Source organism: Alkaliflexus imshenetskii DSM 15055 (genome assembly GCF_000517065.1).
In the GTDB taxonomy this organism is placed as follows: Bacteria; Bacteroidota; Bacteroidia; order Bacteroidales; family Marinilabiliaceae; genus Alkaliflexus; species Alkaliflexus imshenetskii.
Genome location: NZ_KI912105.1, coordinates 1,136,599 through 1,156,682 on the forward strand (window position 1 = coordinate 1,136,599; position 20,084 = coordinate 1,156,682).

General features: G+C 47.8%; 10 protein-coding genes. All 10 read left to right on the forward strand.

Annotated features, from left to right (window positions below):
- Nucleotides 1-265: 265 nt before the first annotated feature.
- The 10 genes from ALKIM_RS0104625 to ALKIM_RS0104670 all read left to right on the forward strand — a co-directional run bounded on the left by ALKIM_RS0104625 (nucleotide 266) and on the right by ALKIM_RS0104670 (nucleotide 20,013).
- On the forward strand, nucleotides 266-3,277 hold the full coding sequence (locus tag ALKIM_RS0104625) for a GH92 family glycosyl hydrolase (protein WP_026473620.1): 3,012 nt from the start codon (nucleotides 266-268) through the stop codon (nucleotides 3,275-3,277).
- Between the two features lie 23 nt (nucleotides 3,278-3,300).
- On the forward strand, nucleotides 3,301-5,601 hold the full coding sequence (locus ALKIM_RS17640) for a GH92 family glycosyl hydrolase (protein WP_084555946.1): 2,301 nt from the start codon (nucleotides 3,301-3,303) through the stop codon (nucleotides 5,599-5,601).
- Between the two features lie 37 nt (nucleotides 5,602-5,638).
- Nucleotides 5,639-8,167 carry a beta-mannosidase gene (locus tag ALKIM_RS0104635; RefSeq protein WP_026473621.1) on the forward strand — a complete coding sequence of 843 codons (2,529 nt, stop codon included), beginning with the start codon at nucleotides 5,639-5,641 and terminating at the stop codon, nucleotides 8,165-8,167.
- Between the two features lie 166 nt (nucleotides 8,168-8,333).
- Complete coding sequence (locus ALKIM_RS0104640) at nucleotides 8,334-10,628, forward strand: GH92 family glycosyl hydrolase (RefSeq protein WP_044117747.1); 2,295 nt, start codon at nucleotides 8,334-8,336, stop codon at nucleotides 10,626-10,628.
- Between the two features lie 189 nt (nucleotides 10,629-10,817).
- The gene (locus ALKIM_RS0104645; RefSeq protein ID WP_026473623.1) at nucleotides 10,818-12,461 is read left to right on the forward strand and encodes a beta-N-acetylhexosaminidase; all 1,644 of its coding nucleotides are present in this window, start codon (nucleotides 10,818-10,820) and stop codon (nucleotides 12,459-12,461) included.
- Nucleotides 12,462-12,477: 16 nt separating this feature from the next.
- On the forward strand, nucleotides 12,478-13,698 hold the full coding sequence (locus tag ALKIM_RS0104650; protein ID WP_026473624.1) for a peptide-N-glycosidase F-related protein: 1,221 nt from the start codon (nucleotides 12,478-12,480) through the stop codon (nucleotides 13,696-13,698).
- A gap of 82 nt (nucleotides 13,699-13,780) precedes the next feature.
- Complete coding sequence (locus ALKIM_RS17645; RefSeq protein WP_044117748.1) at nucleotides 13,781-14,929, forward strand: AI-2E family transporter; 1,149 nt, start codon at nucleotides 13,781-13,783, stop codon at nucleotides 14,927-14,929.
- Between the two features lie 151 nt (nucleotides 14,930-15,080).
- On the forward strand, nucleotides 15,081-16,475 hold the full coding sequence (gene lpdA, locus ALKIM_RS0104660; RefSeq protein WP_044117749.1) for a dihydrolipoyl dehydrogenase: 1,395 nt from the start codon (nucleotides 15,081-15,083) through the stop codon (nucleotides 16,473-16,475).
- A 342-nt stretch (nucleotides 16,476-16,817) separates the two neighbouring features.
- A complete protein-coding gene (porE, locus tag ALKIM_RS0104665; RefSeq protein WP_026473626.1) occupies nucleotides 16,818-18,782 on the forward strand; it encodes a PorE family type IX secretion system protein in 1,965 nt (654 codons plus the stop codon).
- A gap of 61 nt (nucleotides 18,783-18,843) precedes the next feature.
- Nucleotides 18,844-20,013, forward strand: coding sequence for an AIR synthase related protein (locus ALKIM_RS0104670; protein ID WP_026473627.1), 1,170 nt, complete (start codon nucleotides 18,844-18,846; stop codon nucleotides 20,011-20,013).
- Nucleotides 20,014-20,084 lie beyond the last annotated feature (71 nt).

Genomic DNA, 20,084 nt, shown 5'->3' on the forward strand with positions numbered 1-20,084 from the left:
TTCTATTCATCAACTGGCATCATTTACTACTTACACCTGCCTGTCCAGAAATAAAATATAAAGAAATCAGCGCTTAGATAAAAGGATGTCTTACATTGACTAACAAATACTTACAAGGCACATATTACTATAAAATGCACCCAAAAGAGCTATGGTGGGTTTTACACTTTTTAAAAAAAATGCGATATTCTTTTATTATTTTTTTTCAAAAGATTAACTTTATACCCAAATTTTTACACAATCACACCAACTCAACACACACAACATGAAGCAGCACTGGTATTTTCTTTTGCTCCTGGCCGGCATTCTTGCCTGTAGCCAATCCAACGAAGATTTAACCAAATATGTGGATCCGATGATTGGCACCGACGCACACGGGCACACATTTCCCGGAGCCACAACACCTTTTGGCATGGTGCAGCTAAGCCCCGATACCGGCATTGAAGGCTGGGACTGGTGCAGCGGCTACCACTACTCCGACAGCTCCATCATGGGCTTCTCACACACGCACCTGAGCGGTACCGGTGGCGCCGACCTGGGCGACATCCTGATTATGCCGTTTACCGGCCCGCACAAATGGGAACCCGGCTCAAAAGCCAACCCCGACGAGGGTTACCGCTCAAGATTTTCACATGATAGAGAGCATGCCCGCGCCGGATACTACTCGGTTTACTTGCAGGATTACGACATCACGGCAGAACTAACCGCTACACCTCGTACCGGCATTCACCGCTACTCCTACGGTTCGCAAACTACCTCATCGGTTATAATCGATTTAAAACACGGCATTTCAGACCAGCCACGCGAGTGCTTTATCCAAATAAATGACAACAACGAAGTGGTGGGGCTGCGCCGTTCGCAAGGATGGGCTGCCGACCAGTATGTCTATTTTGCCATCAGATTCTCAGCTCCTTTCAAGGCATATACCCTGATGGCCGACGATGAAATAGTAGAAGGCGTAAATCGGGCAGAAGGACGCAGCGTGAAGCTCATCCTGGACTTTGAACCATTGAAAGACAATGAACTGATTGTAAAAACAGGTATCTCTGCCGTAGATGTGGATGGCGCCATTAAGAATCTAAATGCCGAAGCGCCACACTGGAAGTTCGACAAGTATCTGAAAGATGCCACCCAACTGTGGAACCAGCACCTCAACAGAGTTACCATCAAAGGGGCTTCGCTTGAACAAAAGAGAACGTTTTATACGTCACTTTACCACGCACAGATTGTACCAAATCTCTATACCGATGTGGATGGCCGCTACCGTGGCATGGATAAAAACATCCACAAGGCAACAGCTTCGCATCAGATGTACACCATCTTTTCGCTGTGGGACACCTTCCGTGCCGTGCACCCGCTCTACACCATCATCGACCCCGAGCGTAATACCGAGTTCATCAACACCATGCTCACACAGTATCAGCAGCATGGCTTATTACCAGTCTGGGAACTAATGGCCAACGAAACCGGCACCATGATTGGATATCACTCCATCCCTGTGATTTGGGATGCCTGGCAAAAAGGACAACGTGGATTTGATGCCGAATTGGCACTGGAAGCGATGATTACATCAGCCATGATGGACCACATCGGTCTGGCCGACTACAAATCAGTGGGATTCATCCCAATGGAGCGTGAAGGCAACAGCGTTTCGAAAAATGTGGAATACGCCTACGACGACTGGTGCATTGCCCAAATGGCCAAAGCACTTGGAAAAGATGACATATACCGGGAGTTTATCAAGCGGTCGCAAAACTACCGCAATGTGTTTGACACATCCGTTGGGTTCCTGAGAGGTCGCCGTGCCGACGGAAGCTGGCGCGTACCTTTCGACCCCATCGAGAGCAGCATTTTAGGCTCAGGTGATTTCACCGAAGGCAACTCATGGCACTACACCTTTTTTGCGCCACACGATGTATCCGGCCTGAAGCAACTCATGGGTGGAGCTGATGCCTTTGCCGCCAAAATTGATGAGATGTTCGACCAGGAGCCGGTGGTGACCAACGAGCATGCACATGACATCTCCGGCCTCATCGGTCAATACGCGCAGGGCAACGAACCCAGTCACCATGTGGCCTACCTCTATAATTTTGCCGGTCAGCCCTGGAAAACGCAGGAAAGAGTGGCCTTGATACTCGACTCTCTCTACACCGACAAACCGGATGGCATCAGCGGAAACGAAGATTGCGGACAGCTTTCGGCCTGGTACATCTTCTCTGCGGCAGGTTTTTATCCGGTAACTCCGGGAAGTGGGGAATATATCATTGGCACACCATTGTTTGAAGAAACCACTTTCAACCTGTCAAAAGGAAAAAAATTCACAGTAAAAGCCAAAGGGAGAACCCCAAAAGCATTTTACATTCAATCGGCCACCCTCAATGGCAAACCGCTGGAACGCTCATTTATCCGTCATGAGGAGATTATGAATGGTGGTGAACTTGTTTTCGTGATGGGCGAAAAACCTAACAAACAATGGGCCAGCCAGGCGGAAAATCGTCCGGTGACCTCCATCCCGGCTGATTTGAGACTTTCTCCCATCGAAGAGAGAATGGTGTTCGCACCCTATATCAAAGAGACACAATCACTCTTTGGCAATGAAAAAACCATAGAGATTTTGTGCAACACACCGGGCGTGAACATACACTATACAATGAACGGACAGGAACCAACCACTGCCGACCCATTGTACACTTCTCCTATTCGCCTCAACAAAACGGCGTTGATTAAAGCACGCGCTTTTAAAGATGGTATGACGCCCAGCGAATTGCTCACACGGGAATTTATCAGAGCCCATTTCAATAGTAGAGGAACCGGTTTCCCTTCCATTAAATACAACATTCCCGCATCGCGTCCTTACACAGCAGCAGGCGAAATGGCGCTTATCGACGGTTACCGTGGCACAAAGGATTTCCACGATGGCCGATGGCTCGGCTTTAACCGAAACATGGATGTGACAGTTGATTTGGGAGCGGCCAAACCGGTGACACAGGTAAGGGTATCGTTTAAGAGGAATGTGGGCTCATGGATTCTGATTCCGCAACAGATAGAGATTTTTGGCTCCAACGACAACCGGAACTTCACTTCCATTGGCAAAACAATCACCGAGACCTTGCAAGGCGAACATGAATCCATTGTACGTGAATTTGCTTTTCCGGTAAAACAAACCTACAGGTATTACCAGATAAAAGCCACAAGCATGCCACAACTGCCCGATTGGCACATGGGTGCCGGCAACAGACCCTGGATTTTTGCTGATGAAATTATTTTTGAATATTAATGGCTTATCATAGAAACAAAACAATGCATAACCATAAGATTTTCATCTTTATATTGATTGCAATCCTAACCGGATGTTCCGTCACGGAGCATCCGGGCGAGGAGCGCCTTACCTCACTCGTAAATCCATTCATGGGAACCGAAGGACCGGGTAATACCTATCCGGGTGCCACCGTTCCGTTTGGGATGGTACAGCTGAGTCCCGACATCGGATATTCGGGCTGGGACCGCATCGCTGGCTATTACTGGCCCGACTCTATCATCACCGGATTCAGCCACTTGCACCTCTCAGGAACCGGCGCCGGCGACCTCTATGACATTCTTCTGGCACCGGTAAATAGCAAAGCCACAAAAACAACACCCGAAAACGGTAACCGCCCCTATTCACTTTTCAGCCACGACAACGAACATGCAGAACCGGGGTATTATCAGGTATTTCTTCAGGATTACGGCATAAATGCCGAACTCACCGCCACACAACGCACCGGCATCCACCGCTACACCTTTCCCGAAGATGACAATTCAGGCTTCATCATCGACCTGGGTTATGCCCTAAATTGGGACCGTCCGGTGGAGACATTTATCCGCATCGAAAACGAAAGAACCATATCGGGCTACCGATACTCCTCAGGATGGGCCGCCGACCAGCGCGTCTATTTTGTGGCAGAATTTTCAAAACCTGCGAAGCATATCAAGCTTTTCCTTAACAACGAATTGGTTGATACCAACGATGTGAAAGGCGTAAACACAAAGGTCGACCTGCGTTTTGCCACCACTTCGGGTGAGCAGGTTGTGGTGAAGGTGGGCATATCCAGCGCAAACATTGAAGGCGCCGCAGCAGCCATAAGAAAAGAAGCTGCCGGATGGGATTTTGACGCCATCCGTAAGGATGCATCTGATGCCTGGGAAAACGAACTCAGTAAAATCAGGGTAAAATCAGACAATGAGGTGTGGAAACGCACCTTCTACACCACCCTCTACCAATCCATGCTGGCACCGACACTATACAGCGATGCCAACGGAAATTATAAAGGTGCCGATGGCAACTATCACTCTGCCGATGGTTATGATAAGTATGACACCTTCTCGCTTTGGGATACCTTCAGAGCTGCCCATCCGCTATACACCATCATGGACCCCCACCGGGTGCCGCACATGGTTAAATCCATGATGAGCCATTATCGTGAAACCGGACTTCTGCCAGTGTGGTCCATGCAAGGCAATGAAACAGATATGATGATTGGTTATCATGCCGTTCCGGTTATTGTGGATGCTTGGTTTAAAGGCCTGCTGGAAGGGTTTGATACAGAGGAGTTATTCGCAGCCCTTAAATCTAACGCCATGTCGGACGGGCACGGCATAAAGGAATATCGTGAATTGGGTTATGTGCCCCTCTCCTTCGACCACGAAAACTGGTCAGTGTCCAAAACCGTTGAATACGCTTACAACGACTGGTGCATCGCCATCATGGCCAAAGAGTTGGGTAAAACAGATGACTTCAACTACTTTATGAAACGTGCAGAAAACTGGAAAAACCATTTCGATGACGAAACCGGTTTCCTGCGACCAAAGTATGCCAACGGCAGTTTTCTTGAGGATTTTGTGGCTCGTGACTACACCGACCACTACTGCGAGAGCAATGCGTGGCACTATTTCTGGTTTGTGCCTCAACACATTGAAGCCCTGCGCGACAAATTGGGGCGTGACCGTTTCAGCGCCCGGTTGGACAGCATGTTCTCCTACGACCCATATCCGGAAGATGACCTGCCAATTTTCAGTACAGGCATGATTGGACAATATGTGCATGGCAACGAACCCAGTCACCACGTGGCATACCTCTATCTGCATACCGGCGAAGCATGGAAAGCACAGGAGAAAATACGTGAAATTCTGACAACCATGTATGCACCAGAACCTTATGGCCATTGCGGCAACGAAGACTGCGGTCAAATGTCGGCCTGGTATGTATTCAGTTCACTGGGCATTTACCCGGTTAATCCGGCCACAGGTGTCTATCTCATCGGCAGTCCCTTATGGGAAGAGGCCGTGATATCCGTTGGCGACAACAAGCAGTTTGCGGTAATGGCGCCGGGCATCACCAAAGAGAAAAAATATGTCCGAAAGGTGACACTGAACGGACGTGCACTCACCAATCCCTGGATAACGCACCCCGACATCATGAACGGCGGTATCCTGGAGTTCGAAATGTCGGAAACACCTGACAAGTCGCTCTGGACAGATGTTACCAAGGTGCCCTATATGCAACTGATACCGTTTTCGGCAAAAAACAGGCAGGTCGCATGTTGCAGCGCCCCGCACAGGTGAGATTAAATCTGAACGAAACAATTAAATAAATGATAACATGAGCCGTTACTTTTTCCTTTTCAGCGCCATTGCTCTGACCCTATTGACTGGCTGTTCCAAACAGCAGTTGCTCACCGAAACCAGAGAATTACACAGCAACTGGGAATTCAGGCAGGCCGACAAAACAGTCTGGTTGCCAGCATCCGTTCCGGGATGTGTACATACCGACCTGATGGCTGCCGGCCTCATCGATGACCCATTCTTCAGATCGAACGAAGACTCAGTGCAATGGATTGGTGAAAAGGACTGGGTGTATCGCTCATCGTTCAATATTTCCCGGGCCGATTTAGCCACGCCGCGCATCGACCTGGTTTTCGAAGGGCTTGACACGCACGCCAAAGTGAAACTCAACGGGCAGGCGATTTTGGCTGCCGACAATATGTTTCGTACCTGGACGACAGAGGTAAAAGAACTTCTGACAGAGGGTGAAAACAGTCTGGAAATTCATTTCCGCTCGCCACAGCAATACAACGAAGAGAAAGCGGCCGAACTATCCTACGTTCTGCCAGAAGATGAACGGGTGCACTCGCGCAAAGCCCAATACCAGTTTGGTTGGGACTGGGGGCCTAAACTCGTCACCTCGGGCATTTGGCGTCCGGTTTACCTGCAACTGCACAAAGGGCCGCACATGCGCGATCTGTTTGTGCGTGCTCAGGAAATAACCAACGCAAAAGCAACCTATCTGGCCAGTCTGGAAGTTGATGCTATTGAATCCGGCAAAGCGATTGTAACCATAAGCAGTCCCACAAACAAGTTCAAAAAAGAGACCAAAACGATACACCTCAACAAAGGCAACAATGAGGTCGCGTTGCAATTCGCAATCAACAATCCGGAACTGTGGTGGCCCAACGGAATGGGAAATCAGCCGCTTTACGATGTGGATATCACCCTGAAATCAAACCAGGGCACACAGACCATACGCAAGCGCATTGGCGTGCGTACAATTGAACTGGTGCAAACCCCTGACCAATATGGCAGTTCGTTTGAGTTTCATGTGAACGGCATACCATTTTTTGCCAAAGGAGCCAATTTTATTCCGTTGGAGAGTTTCCCATCACGCCTCACATACAAGGATTACGAAGATGCCATTGTGGATGCTGTAAAGGCCAACTACAACATGCTTCGCATCTGGGGTGGCGGCATTTATGAAGATGATGCGTTTTACGATTTGTGTGATGAACATGGTATCTTGGTCTGGCAGGACTTCATGTTTGCCTGTGCCATGTATCCCGGCGACGAACCCTTTCTCAACAATGTTAGAGAAGAGGTTATGCAGGTAGTGAAAAAACTACGGAACCACACCTCTATCGCACTCTGGTGTGGAAACAACGAAATTCAAAACGGCTGGTTCGATTGGGGCTGGCAAAACAAGTTTGGCTATTCTGCGCAGGACAGCCTCGAAGTGTGGGGACACTACGAAAAAGTATTTCATGAAATCATTCCCCAGATACTTGAAAAAGAAGACCCCACACGCCAATACTGGCCATCCTCTCCATCATACGGATGGGGTCACAAGGAAGCAACAACCATGGGCGACAACCATTACTGGGGTGTTTGGTGGGGCAAGGAACCATTTGAAATGTACCGGAAAAGAGTGAGTCGCTTCATGAGTGAGTTCGGCTTTCAATCGTTTCCTGACTGGAGCACCATCAAGACTTTCACCCTTCCCGAAGACCGTCACTTGTGGTCATCGGTAATGCGCACGCACCAAAAACACCCCATTGGCAACGAAACCATCGATGAATACATGAAACGCTGGTATCCGGAACCAAAGGATTTTGAATCATACGTGTATGTGAGTCAGATTTTACAAGCTGAAGGCATGATGATTGGCATTGCAGCGCACCGTCAGGCCATGCCGTACAGCATGGGAACGCTTTATTGGCAGTTTAACGACTGCTGGCCCGTAGCATCGTGGTCGAGCCGCGACTATTACGGAAACTGGAAAGCCATGCACTACTACGTGCGCAAAGCCTTCGACAACCTCTTCCTCTCGCCGTTGGAAGAGAATGGCCAGCTCTCACTATTCCTGATTTCAGACCTTACAGAATCATCGGCCGCAGAGATGAAAATATCGCTCTTCGATTTTGAAGGAAACAGACTAAAAGAGATTGTTAAGCCCATTGAAATTAAAACCAACAGCCACCTTGTTTTTGAGAGTCCGGTGAAGGAACTTCTTGCCGGAGCTTCTGCAAAATCTTCGGTAATGAAGGCTGAACTAATGCAGAATGGCTCTCTGCTGGCCGATTGTCACCACTTTTTCGACCTCCCCAAAAATCTGGCGCTTAAGCCTGTTGTTGTGGAAGCAAAAACAGAAAAATCGGCCAAAGGTTATGAAGTTACCGTTTCGGCAGACTATCTGGCCAGGCACGTGTTACTTTCTGTGGATGGTGTTTCAGGATGGTGGAGCAACAACTATTTTGACCTGATTCCCGGAGAATCACAAACAGTGACATTTGAAACCAATGAGTCTATAGCCGATTTCGAAAAGCGACTCAGAATTGTTTCACTGGCAGATGCTTTTTAATGAGAACAAACAGAGCATGTGAGAATTTGGATGTGAGTCACCACACCTCTAATCATCTAACATCTGATTATCTAACATCTAACCATCTCACATCTAATTATCTTACATCTATTTCCCTAAACCCGTTGCCCTCATTCGTAGAAGTGAAATTTTAAAAAACATAAATATGTATTCAGCAGCAACCACCTCCTCTTCAGCAGCCAGTTGGTTTTTAAAACCGGTATTTTTCCTGATGGGGCTGATTTTGATGAATGCGAACCCGCTTCAGGCAAAAGAGCCTGTCGATTGGGTCGACCCGTTTATTGGCACAGCAAACTATGGCGCCACATTCCCCGGACCGGTCATGCCCTGGGGGATGGTATCTGTTGTGCCATTCAACGTAACACCGGCACAAGGCAATGAATACTCAAACACCGACAACTGGTGCTCAAATCCTTACGTGCATCCCAACAAGATAATGACTGGTTTTTCGCATGTCAACCTGAGCGGCGTGGGCTGTCCCGACCTGGGCAGCATCATTCTAATGCCTATCACAGGCGAGTTGCAGGTGGATGTGAGCAAATATGGCTCAACCTACAGCAACGAAATTGCCAAACCGGGATACTACTCCGCTCATCTCGACCGTTACGACATCACCGCCGAAGCCACCACCACCACGCGAACAGGCATCAGCCGCTACACCTTTCCTGAAGGACAATCGCACATCCTGCTGGATTTGGGGCACGGACTCACCAACGAATCGGGCGCTTTCATGAGGATGGTCTCCGACACCGAAATCGAGGGGTACAAACTGATGGGCACCTTTTGCTACAACCCGGACGCCGTTTTCCCGGTCTATTTTGTGGTTCAGTTCAGTAAGCCAGCCGAAAACCGCGGTTACTGGAAAGAGCAACAAAGATTACCTGGACACCGTCACAACTGGGACCCCACCAGCGGACAGTACAAAATTTACAACAGCTACTTTAAAGAGATGGCTGGCGAAAACATCGGCACCTGGTTTACGTTTAACACACAACAGGGTGAACAAATCGAAGTTAAAGTGGGGGTTTCATATGTCAGCATCGAAAATGCACGCCTGAATCTGCAAACTGAGCAACCCGGCTTTAACTTTGACCAGACTGCCAGTGCCGCGCGCAACGCATGGAACAAACAGCTTTCACGCATCGAAGTAGAAGGCGGAACCGATGCCGACAAAACCATCTTCTACACGGCGCTCTACCACATCCTCATTCATCCCAATGTGCTGCAAGATGTGAATGGCATGTATCCGGCCATGGAATCGCCCGACATTAAAACCGTGCAAAACCGCGACCGCTATACCGTTTTCTCGCTCTGGGACACCTATCGCAGCGTTCATCCATTCCTCTCACTGGTATATCCCAAACAACAGCTCGACATGGTGAACTCCGTGCTCGACATGTACCGCGAAGGGGGCTGGCTACCCAAGTGGGAACTCTACAGCCGCGAAACCGATGTGATGAACGGTGACCCGGCGCTCATCGTGCTTTCCGATACTTACCTGCGCGGACTCACCGGTTTCGATATCGAAACGGCCTACGAAGCCATGATGAAATCGGCTACCACGCCCGGTGCCTTCAACCGAATCAGGCCCGACAACGATTTTTACATGAAAAACCACTACGTGGCATTTACCGATAGTTTCGACAACTCAGTGGCTCAGGCACTCGAGTATTATGTGGCAGACTACAGTCTCTCTCAGCTGGCGAAACATCTCGACAAAAAACAAGACCATAAAATGCTTTATCAACGGTCGCTGGGATACAAGAAATATTTCGATAAAAACTACGGATTGCTGAGGCCGGTGAGACCCGACGGTACTTTCATGCCAGGCTTTAACCCGCTTCAGGGAGAAAATTTTGAGTCTGTACACGGGTTTCACGAAGGAAGCTCATGGCAATACTCTTTTGCCATTCCGCACGATATGCCGGGACTCATCCGCCTCATGGGTGGCGGTAAAAAATTTGTGCAGCAGCTCGAAACCTGTTTCAATGAGGGTCTTTTTGACATGGGCAACGAGCCCGATATGGGCTATCCATACCTCTTTAACTTTGTGAAAGGCGAAGAGTGGCGAACCCAACGCACTGTGAGAGATTGCATCCGCACCTATTTTCATACCGGCCCGGCCGGTCTGCCTGGCAACGACGACACCGGAACCATGAGTGCCTGGCTGGCCTACAGCATGATGGGCTTCTATCCCATCACTCCGGGAAATCCAATTTACGCCATTACCAGCCCGGTATTTGACAAGGTGACCATTCACCTGGATAAAAACCATTATCCCAACGACCGCATTGTTATCGAAACCGTGAACAACAGCCCCGAAAACATCTACATCCGTAAAATGGAGATGGGAGGCAAATCGTTACGCAACTTCTTCATCACACACGATGAGTTGATTCAAAATGGTCATCTGAAATTCTATCTGGACAAAACCAGGTAAGATGATAGATAATTAGATATTAGAGAATTAGATACTAGAGAATTAGATGCGAAAGCCGAGTAGTTTATGGTGTCGGCACAGGATAATTTAAACATGAAGTTGCCTAAACACCTTTCTCTTTCGTCTATCAGCTAATCATCTTACATCTGTTAATCATAAAACAATAAACCATCACAAATATTGAAAGTAATGTCTAAAATTAATCTTCTCGTATTACTGCTTCTGGGAACTTTCCTGTGGCAGTGCCAACAACCGGAACCAGTGAATCCGGATAGCGTGGCAATTATTCCGCAACCAACGGAAATACAAACCGGCAATGGGTATTTTACGTTATCGCCAAAAACAGCCATCGTATTCAATAGCAAGGATGAAGAGGTGGCATCGGTAGCTGCCTACTTACAGGAAGTGCTTCAACCGGCCACCGGCTTTACACTGGACACACGCAGCTCGGGACGCCGCAATGTCATCCAGCTTGTCATCGACAAATCGATAGTGGGCAATCTGGGTGTTTACAAACTGCAATCGTCACCTGCCAAGGTGGAAATTTCGGCACCCGATGCCACCGGCCTTTTCTATGGTGTGCAAACGCTTCGCCAGCTTCTGCCCGTTGAAATTGAACAACCCACCGTTCAATCGGGCATCTCATGGGATATTCCTTCGGTTACTGTGTTCGACGAACCTCGTTTTCAATATCGTGGACTGCACCTGGATGTGGCTCGCCATTTCTTCCCGGTAAGCTTCATTAAGAAATACATCGACCTGCTGGCCTTTCATAAAATGAATAAATTTCACTGGCACCTGACCGATGATCAGGGATGGCGCATTGAAATAAAAAGCTATCCCCTATTGGGAGAAATTGCCGCCGTACGAAATGGAACGCTTATTGGGCACGGTGGTCGTCCACCATTTGAATACGACAACATACCTTACGGTGGATACTATACTCATGATGAAATTAGAGAAATCGTTAAATACGCCGAAGCCAGATATATAACTGTAATTCCTGAAATTGATTTCCCTGGTCATACTATCGGTGTATTAGCAGCTTATCCCAATTTAGGTTGTACTGGTGGCCCTTACGAAGTTGCAAAACGTTGGGGCGTATTTGATGATGTTTTGTGTGCAGGCAATGAAGAGGTTTTCACCTTTCTGGAAAATGTATTTCTTGAAGTAATGGACTTGTTTCCAAGTGAATATATTCATGTTGGCGGTGACGAATGTCCCAAAACCAGATGGAAGGCTTGTCCCAAATGTCAGGCTAGGATGAAAACAGAAAACCTGCATGATGAAGATGAACTTCAAAGCTGGTTTATGCACCGAATTGAGAAATTCTTGAACAATCATGATAGAAAAATAATTGGTTGGGATGAGATAACCGAAGGCGGTCTCAGTCCCACAGCCACTGTAATGTATTGGAGAGGATGGATGAAAGATGTGCCCTACGAAGTAGCCGAAAAAGGAAACTTTATGATTATGACTCCAAGCTCTCATCTATATCTGGATCATTATCAGAACGACCCGGAAGAGGAGCCCATGGCAATTTGTTGCTTTAGCGATTTGGAGAATGTCTACTCTTATGAACCAATTCCGGAAGGCTTCACTCCAGAGCAGGAAAAACTTGTTCTGGGGGCGCAAGCCAACTTATGGACTGAATACATGAAAACCAGCGAACACGTTGAATACATGGCTTATCCCCGTGCCGTGGCACTTGCCGAAGTTGTCTGGACCGACAAATCGTTAAAGAATTATGACGATTTTGTTCGCAGACTCATGGTTCATCTCAAACGTCTGGATGGCATGAATGTAAACTACTTCGATAAAGAATTCAGATAAATAAAATAATTTACAGATGAAGTATTTATCGTTATTACTCATTGTATTATTGATAGGCACAGGCTGTCACCGCTCCTACAAGGAGCATGGCAGCCGCCATATCGTTATTTTCGACCAGGAACATCTCAATTTTGACCCGGAGGCGCATGGAGGCAGACCGGATTTACATACGGATGATGTCATCAGAATAATGGATGGCCGCATCCTGCTGCGTAAGCTCAACCTGCCTGCCTACCAGCGGGATGTAAAAGCAACCCTGCGCATCACCTTTACCTCAGCGGGTGACACCTGGGACAAATCGGGCTCATGTTTTGTAATTCCGGCCAATCAGGCTCACAACATTCTGGCAATTCACAACAGCGAAGTTGAATTTCCAATTCCAAACACTGACGAAGTTGAAGATTTCAAAGGCATTGTGGCCGGTGACAACTTCTTACCAACGGTGGAACTCATGCGTTTCATGACACCGTTTGGAGCCATCAGTGAACGAACCAAAAACCGCAAACCGGTTTACATCCCAAAATGGGAGCCGGTGGTGGTATGGGAACAGGACATCACCGACCGGCTTTCACAGCTCGAAGGAGATTTCTGGATTGGCATTTGGGCCGACACCTGGACAAAAGAGGGGTACATCTTTTCAGCCGAGCTGATTTTGGATGAAAGCCCGTTCCCATGCGCCGCAAGAACAAAAACGGAGGTCTTGCCTTTGCTCAACACCGTCTATTACATCGGTGGTCAGAGTCACGTGGACATCTTTGCCCGCAAAGACATCAATGTGAATGCCAACATCCCGGCAAACGCAAAAAACGTCAGACTCTTTTACACCACAACCGGTCACGGTGGCCATTCCGGGGGCGATGAATTTGTACCTAAAGAGAATGTCATCTATCTCAACAACGAGAAAATCTACAGTTTCATCCCCTGGCGCGACGATTGTGCCTCGTTCAGACGTTTCAACCCAAGCTCCGGCGTATGGCTGCGTCAGGACTCGGCGCTTTATCTCGACCGCACAACCCGAAGCTATCAGGTAAAAGTGATTGAGGAACGCTTGGCTTCATCTGACCTCTCAAGGTCTAACTGGTGCCCAGGCAGCGTGGTAGAACCCGAGCAGATAACACTCGACAATCTGAAACCGGGCAATCACACGTTCACCTTCAGCATTCCCGAAGCTCAGGAGGCTGATGGACATCTGCTTAACCACTGGCTGGTGGCAGCCTGGCTTGTGTGGGACAAATAAAAAGATTACACATCAATCAGATTACCGCATAGTTTTGTGTGGTAATCTGATTTTCCTTATCTTTTGGCATATTTTTATTTATATGCAATCGCCAAAAGAACCTGCGAAACAAATTATACTGCCTGGCTACCTAAAACTAACCACCATACTCCTGGGAGTAGTGTTGATTGTTTTTGTGATGAAAGTGGCAAAATCGTTGTTGGTACCGCTAATGGTTTCAGCCTTTTTCGCTATTTTAATAAGCCCCGTGACATCCTGGCTCGAAAAGAAAAAGTTTTCACCTTCATTAGCTGCCATCATCAGCCTCCTAGGCCTAATAATTGTACTATCCTCCATAATCTACTTTTTCTACAACCAGATTATTGGCCTATCACGCGACCTTGAGGGACTGGAAAAACGGTTCTCAGAACTGGTTGGAAATATCAATCATTTTATTGCCAACAACTTTGAAGGTGTCGTTCCAATCTCAATGGACAGTATTAAAGAAGTTATCTTCCAGAAACTCTATGAAAACATGGACACCCTCACCCAGGGAGTTATTGCCACCGCCGGAACATTAACAATGCTTTTTATTCTGCCGGTTTATATCTTTCTTTTTCTCTATTTCCGAGGTTTTTTAGCTGATTTCTTCAAAAAAGTATTCACTGAATTTCATGAGAAAAAGGTGGAGAAAGTAATAACAAAAGTCAAATTTGTAGTTCAGAATTATATTAAAGGTTCAATCATTGTTATCTCCATTCTGGCCGTTCTCAACAGCATCGCATTGTATAGTCTGGGTATAAAGCATGCCTTGCTGTTTGCCGTTTTTGCTGCTTTCTTAAATGTGATACCTTTTCTGGGACCTTTTATTGGTTCAGTATTGCCAATTACCTTTGCACTCCTCACAAAAGACTCTCTCTGGTATTCGTTTGGCGTATTTTTGGCTTTCTACGTTATTCAACTATTTGAAAGCAACCTCTTTACCCCAAAAATTGTTGGTGCTAAGGTATCTATGAACCCATTGATGACAATCATTGCTCTGTTTGTAGGGAATTTCATTTGGGGATTAGCCGGCATGATTCTTTTCATCCCGGGAATAGCCATCCTTAAAGTAATATTTGATGAAATCGAAGGGATGGAAGCCTACGGCTTTTTATTAGGGGCAATAGGTTCAAAACAGACCCGAACTACAAAACTTATCACTACAAACAATTGGTTTACCAAACTATTAAATCGTTTCAGAAAAAGTTGAACCTTCCACCTTCTTCTTTGTTAAATCATCATAGATGGTGAAAAAACATCCTGTATCAGGTGTATAAATTTCTTGCATTTTTTATCAAGAATGAGATGAATTATACCGCCAGGCGGGATGACAAACCGATAATTACATAAATTACATACAGATGAAATATGATTTGCTGGTAATTGGCAGCGGTCCCGGTGGATACGTGGCTGCCATCAGAGCCTCTCAACTTGGCATGAAAGTAGGCGTAATTGAACGCTCCGAATTGGGCGGGGTGTGTCTTAACTGGGGTTGTATCCCCACCAAATCGCTTCTTAAAAGTGCCCAGGTTTTTGAATATCTAAACCATGCTGCCGACTATGGTGTAACCATCGAAGGCAATGCCAAAGCAGACTTTGGAGCAATGGTAAGTCGCAGCCGTGGCGTTGCCGATGGCATGAGCAAAGGCATCCAGTTCCTGTTTAAGAAAAATAAAATTGAAACCATTCAAGGTACCGGCAAGCTGACCAAAGACCGCAAGGTTGAAGTTACAAAAGAGGATGGCAAAACAGAAGTTTTTGAAGCAAGTCACATATTGCTGGCCACCGGTGCACGTAGCCGCCAACTGCCTAATTTACCTCAGGATGGTGAAAAAATCATTGGTTACCGAAAAGCATTGACGCTGGAGAAACAACCTGAATCAATGGTTGTTGTTGGCTCAGGTGCCATCGGTAGCGAGTTTGCCTATTTCTATAGCGCCATCGGCACAAAAGTAACCCTGGTGGAATACCTTGACAACATTGTGCCACTCGAAGATGACGAAATTTCCAAACAACTTGCCCGCTCATTTAAGAAAGCCGGAATTGATGTGCGCATCAGCTCTGAAGTGACATCGGTGGATACATCGGGCAAAAAGGTTAAAGTAACCGTTAAAGACAAAAAAGGTAAAGAAGAGATAATAGAAGCCGAAATTGTGCTGTCAGCCGTAGGCATCACCCCCAACATCGAAGGCTTAGGCCTCGAAGAGGCTGGCGTGGCAGTCGAAAATGGCCGTGTAAAAGTTGATGCATTCTACCGCACTTCTGTGGAAGGTGTATATGCCATTGGCGACATAGTGCCTGGTCAGGCCTTGGCACACGTGGCATCGGCTGAGGGAATCATCTGCGTGGAGAAAATTGCAGGTCATCACCCGGAACCGCTCAACTATAACAACATCCCCGGATGTACCTACACCAACCCCGAAGTGGCATCGGTGGGTTACACCGAAAAAGCTGCAAAAGAGGCTGGCTACGAACTGAAAATCGGAAAATTCCCGTTCTCAGCTTCCGGCAAGGCAAGTGCTGCCGGTCACAAAGATGGCTTCGTGAAGCTCATTTTTGATGCGAAATACGGTGAACTGCTGGGAGCTCACCTCATCGGAGCCAACGTCACCGAAATGATTGCCGAACTGGTAACCGCGCGCAAGCTTGAAACCACCGGTCAGGAACTCATTAAAGCCGTTCACCCGCACCCAACCATGTCTGAAGCCATCATGGAAGCTGCGGCAGCGGCCTATGGCGAGGTGATTCATATTTAAGATAGACTGTTAGATGTTAGAGAAGTAGATGATTAGATAAATAAAGGGATAGTGAAGCCAGGGAAGAGGTTTAGAGGTTTTCAAATTTTGATTGTCTTGTTCCGACGCTCGGCACTTAACAATCCTCCCATCTAAACATCTTAAATCTAATCTTCTTACATCAAGTAATCTTAAATCTAACAAAAATATACTATAACAACTCTTAGCTTAAGGAGCTGTCAGTCAAGTCAGCTCCTTTTGTTTTTATACCTACATGATGCCACAATAAAATATTATGAAAAGCCCTGCGTTTTTATACCATGAAGTCTCTATATAATTGAAGGACTCATTATCTTTATGGCCATGAAGCGCATATTACCCATTATCATACTGTTGTCATCCGCATTACTCGCACTTTTTTTGCAGAGCTGTGCCGGCTCCAATCGTCTCGGCAGGGCACAGAAAGTCTATGACGTTGGTGAATACCACCGCGCCATTTCAGCTCTCGAAAGGGCCTACAAACGTGAGGATAACCGCTATTACCGGAGCGAGATTTCATTCTATCTTGGTGAGAGCTACCGCATGACCAACCAGCCACGGCGGGCAGCTGCAGCGTATGGACGTGCCATCCGTTTCGGATATCCCGAACGAAAAGCCAAACTCTATCAGGCTCAACAACTACAAAAAATTGGCAACTACGAAGAGGCACTGGCGCTTTATGAGGCATACCTTGAAGAAGTGGCAGGCGACCAACTGGCGCACAATGGCCGTGCCGCCTGTCGTATGGCGCTCAACCCGCCCCCACCAACCCGATATCAGGTAGAATCCATCCGCAGACTCAACTCCAGACAGAGCGACTTTGCCCCATTTATTGCGCCCGACGACCCGTCGCAGATTTTTTTTACATCGATGCGGCAGGCGGGCAGCAAACGCCGCCAACTGAACCGCATCACCGGTCAGGGCGCATCGCAAATCTACTCTGCCCGTCAGGATTCGCGGGGCGACTGGCAGGATTCGGAACTGCTTCTTGAGCCAGACCCTACTGCCAACTGGGAAGATGGCACCTTATCGGTGACATCAGATGGCAGGGACGCATTTTTTACCCGTTGTCGCTACGAAAGCACCGGCCCCATGGGTGCTGAAATCTGGAATGTAAAACGGATGGGCGGCAGATGGGGTGAAGCAGTTAAAGTAAATCTGGGCCCCGACAGCCTTATATTTGCCCATCCAGCCATCTCGCCCGATGGAAATACGCTCTATTTTGTTTCCGATATGCCCGGTGGCTTTGGAGGCAAAGATATTTGGATGACCACACGCAGTGGCGACAACTGGGGCATTCCCATAAATATGGGACCCGACATCAATACCGCTGGCGATGAAATGTTTCCTTATATCCGACAGGATGGCACGCTTTATTTCAGTTCCAATGGCCATCCCGGATTTGGAGGTCTGGATATATTCCGGGCAGTGAAGCTGGATGAGGAACGATGGCAGGTCTCTAACATGGGGCAGCCCATCAATTCCATGGCCGACGATTTTGGCATCACTTTTCACCGTGGTCGCGAAGCAGGTTTCTTTAGCAGCTCCAGAGACAATTCCCGGGGCATCGACAACATATTCACATTTGCGCTGCCGGTGATTCAACCCGTGGTAACCGGAAACATTGACACCGGAAACAATGAACCGCTCCCACACAACACTACCGTTCGCATTGTGGGTACCGATGGCTCCAACGTGAGGATAAACGTGGAACCTTCAGGGGTGTTTAATGCCCTGCTTGAGCCCGACAACGAATACGTTCTGCTGGTTGCATCGCCCGGCTATTTCAACCACCGCGAAAGAATCAGCACCATGGGACTCACCGAAAGCAGGCAATACACCTTAAACATCCGTATCAACAGCTCCAGAAGACCGCTGGTTTTTGACAACATTCAGTTTGATGCCGGCACATGGCAGCTGACTCAGGCCGCCCGCAACGAACTCGACAAAGTGGTTGCCATACTCAACGACAACGCCTCAGTTAGAATTAATGTGACGGCACATACGGATAGCCGCGGCGATGCCACTCAGTTGATTGAGCTGGCACAGAAACGCGCTGAAGCGGTAATGGAATACCTAACCGGACGCGGCATTGCCCGCGAGCGCCTTTCGGGACGGGGAGCCGGTGGCAGTCAGCCGCTTAAAGTGGATGCGGCGCTGGCTTCGAGGTACAACTATCTGCGCGAAGGTGAAGAGCTGAACGACACATTTATCCAGAGGCTAAACCGCCGCGATCAGGAGACAATACGCAATCTCAATAACCGGGTTGAGTTCAGTATTATCCCCTGAGGTTGATGATACCAAAAGATTGTATTATTTTTGCGGTCTGAAAACAATCAAACAATTCATTGTGAATTCCGATTCGAGATACAACAGGCGTGGCGTTTCGGCCTCGAAAGAAGATGTGCACCAGGCCATCAAAAGCATCGATAAAGGATTATATCCCAAAGCTTTCTGCAAAATCGTGCCCGACATTCTGGCCGGTGACCCCGATTATTGCAACATCATGCATGCCGATGGTGCAGGCACAAAATCATCGTTGGCCTACATGTATTGGCGCGAGACCGGCGACCTCTCTGTATGGAAAGGAATTGCTCAGGATGCCATCATCATGAACGTGGACGACCTGCTCTGCGTAGGTGCCACCGATAATATACTGCTCTCATCCACCATTGGCCGCAATAAAAACCTCATCCCCGGCGAAGTGGTTTCTGCCATCATCAATGGCACCGAGGAGATTCTGCAGCAATTACGCGACTCAGGCATCTCAATCTTTTCAACCGGTGGCGAAACTGCCGACGTGGGCGATTTGGTGCGCACCATCATTGTAGATTCCACAGTGACCTGCCGCATGAAACGAACCGATGTCATTTCAAATCACCGCATCGAAGCCGGCGATGTAATCGTTGGCCTCTCATCATACGGGCAAGCCGCTTATGAAGATGCATACAACGGTGGGATGGGCAGTAACGGTCTTACCTCGGCCCGCCACGATGTATTCTCGAAATACCTCGCGACAAAATATCCCGAAAGTTTTGACCCACAGGTACCCGACGACCTGGTTTATTCGGGCAACTACTCACTGACACAGCAAATAGAAAATCTGGGCATTGATGCCGGTAAACTGGTGCTCTCACCCACCCGTACCTACGCCCCGGTTATTAAAACCATACTGGAAAACCACCGCGACAACATACACGGAATGGTGCACTGCTCTGGCGGAGCCCAAACCAAAGTGCTCCACTTTGTTGACAACCTGCACATCATCAAAGACAACCTCTTTGATGTGCCACCCCTCTTCCGCATCATCCATGAAGCATCCGGAACGCCATGGGCTGAAATGTACAAGGTGTTTAACATGGGACACCGCATGGAGCTTTACGTGAAACCAGAACTGGCCGATGAAATCATCGCCATCTCAAAATCATTTAACATCGATGCCAAAATTGTTGGCCGATGCGAACCCGCTGACAAACCCAAGCTCACCATCCGGAGCGGCTTTGGAGAATTCTTTTATTAGTGACGGATATTACCACTCCGACAGTCGACCACATTGGATTGACTGGTTTACCGCACAATTTTAAATATCTG

Bases quoted from the DNA above. Each gene is read 5' to 3' on its own strand.
- ALKIM_RS0104635 (WP_026473621.1), top strand. From the start codon at position 5,639: ATGAGCCGTTACTTTTTCCTTTTCAGCGCCATTGCTCTGACCCTATTG.
- ALKIM_RS0104650 (WP_026473624.1), top strand. From the start codon at position 12,478: ATGAAGTATTTATCGTTATTACTCATTGTATTATTGATAGGCACAGGC.
- ALKIM_RS17640 (WP_084555946.1), top strand. From the start codon at position 3,301: ATGCATAACCATAAGATTTTCATCTTTATATTGATTGCAATCCTAACC.
- ALKIM_RS17645 (WP_044117748.1), top strand. From the start codon at position 13,781: ATGCAATCGCCAAAAGAACCTGCGAAACAAATTATACTGCCTGGCTAC.
- ALKIM_RS0104625 (WP_026473620.1), top strand. From the start codon at position 266: ATGAAGCAGCACTGGTATTTTCTTTTGCTCCTGGCCGGCATTCTTGCC.
- ALKIM_RS0104640 (WP_044117747.1), top strand. From the start codon at position 8,334: ATGTATTCAGCAGCAACCACCTCCTCTTCAGCAGCCAGTTGGTTTTTA.
- ALKIM_RS0104645 (WP_026473623.1), top strand. From the start codon at position 10,818: ATGTCTAAAATTAATCTTCTCGTATTACTGCTTCTGGGAACTTTCCTG.
- lpdA (WP_044117749.1), top strand. From the start codon at position 15,081: ATGAAATATGATTTGCTGGTAATTGGCAGCGGTCCCGGTGGATACGTG.
- porE (WP_026473626.1), top strand. From the start codon at position 16,818: ATGAAGCGCATATTACCCATTATCATACTGTTGTCATCCGCATTACTC.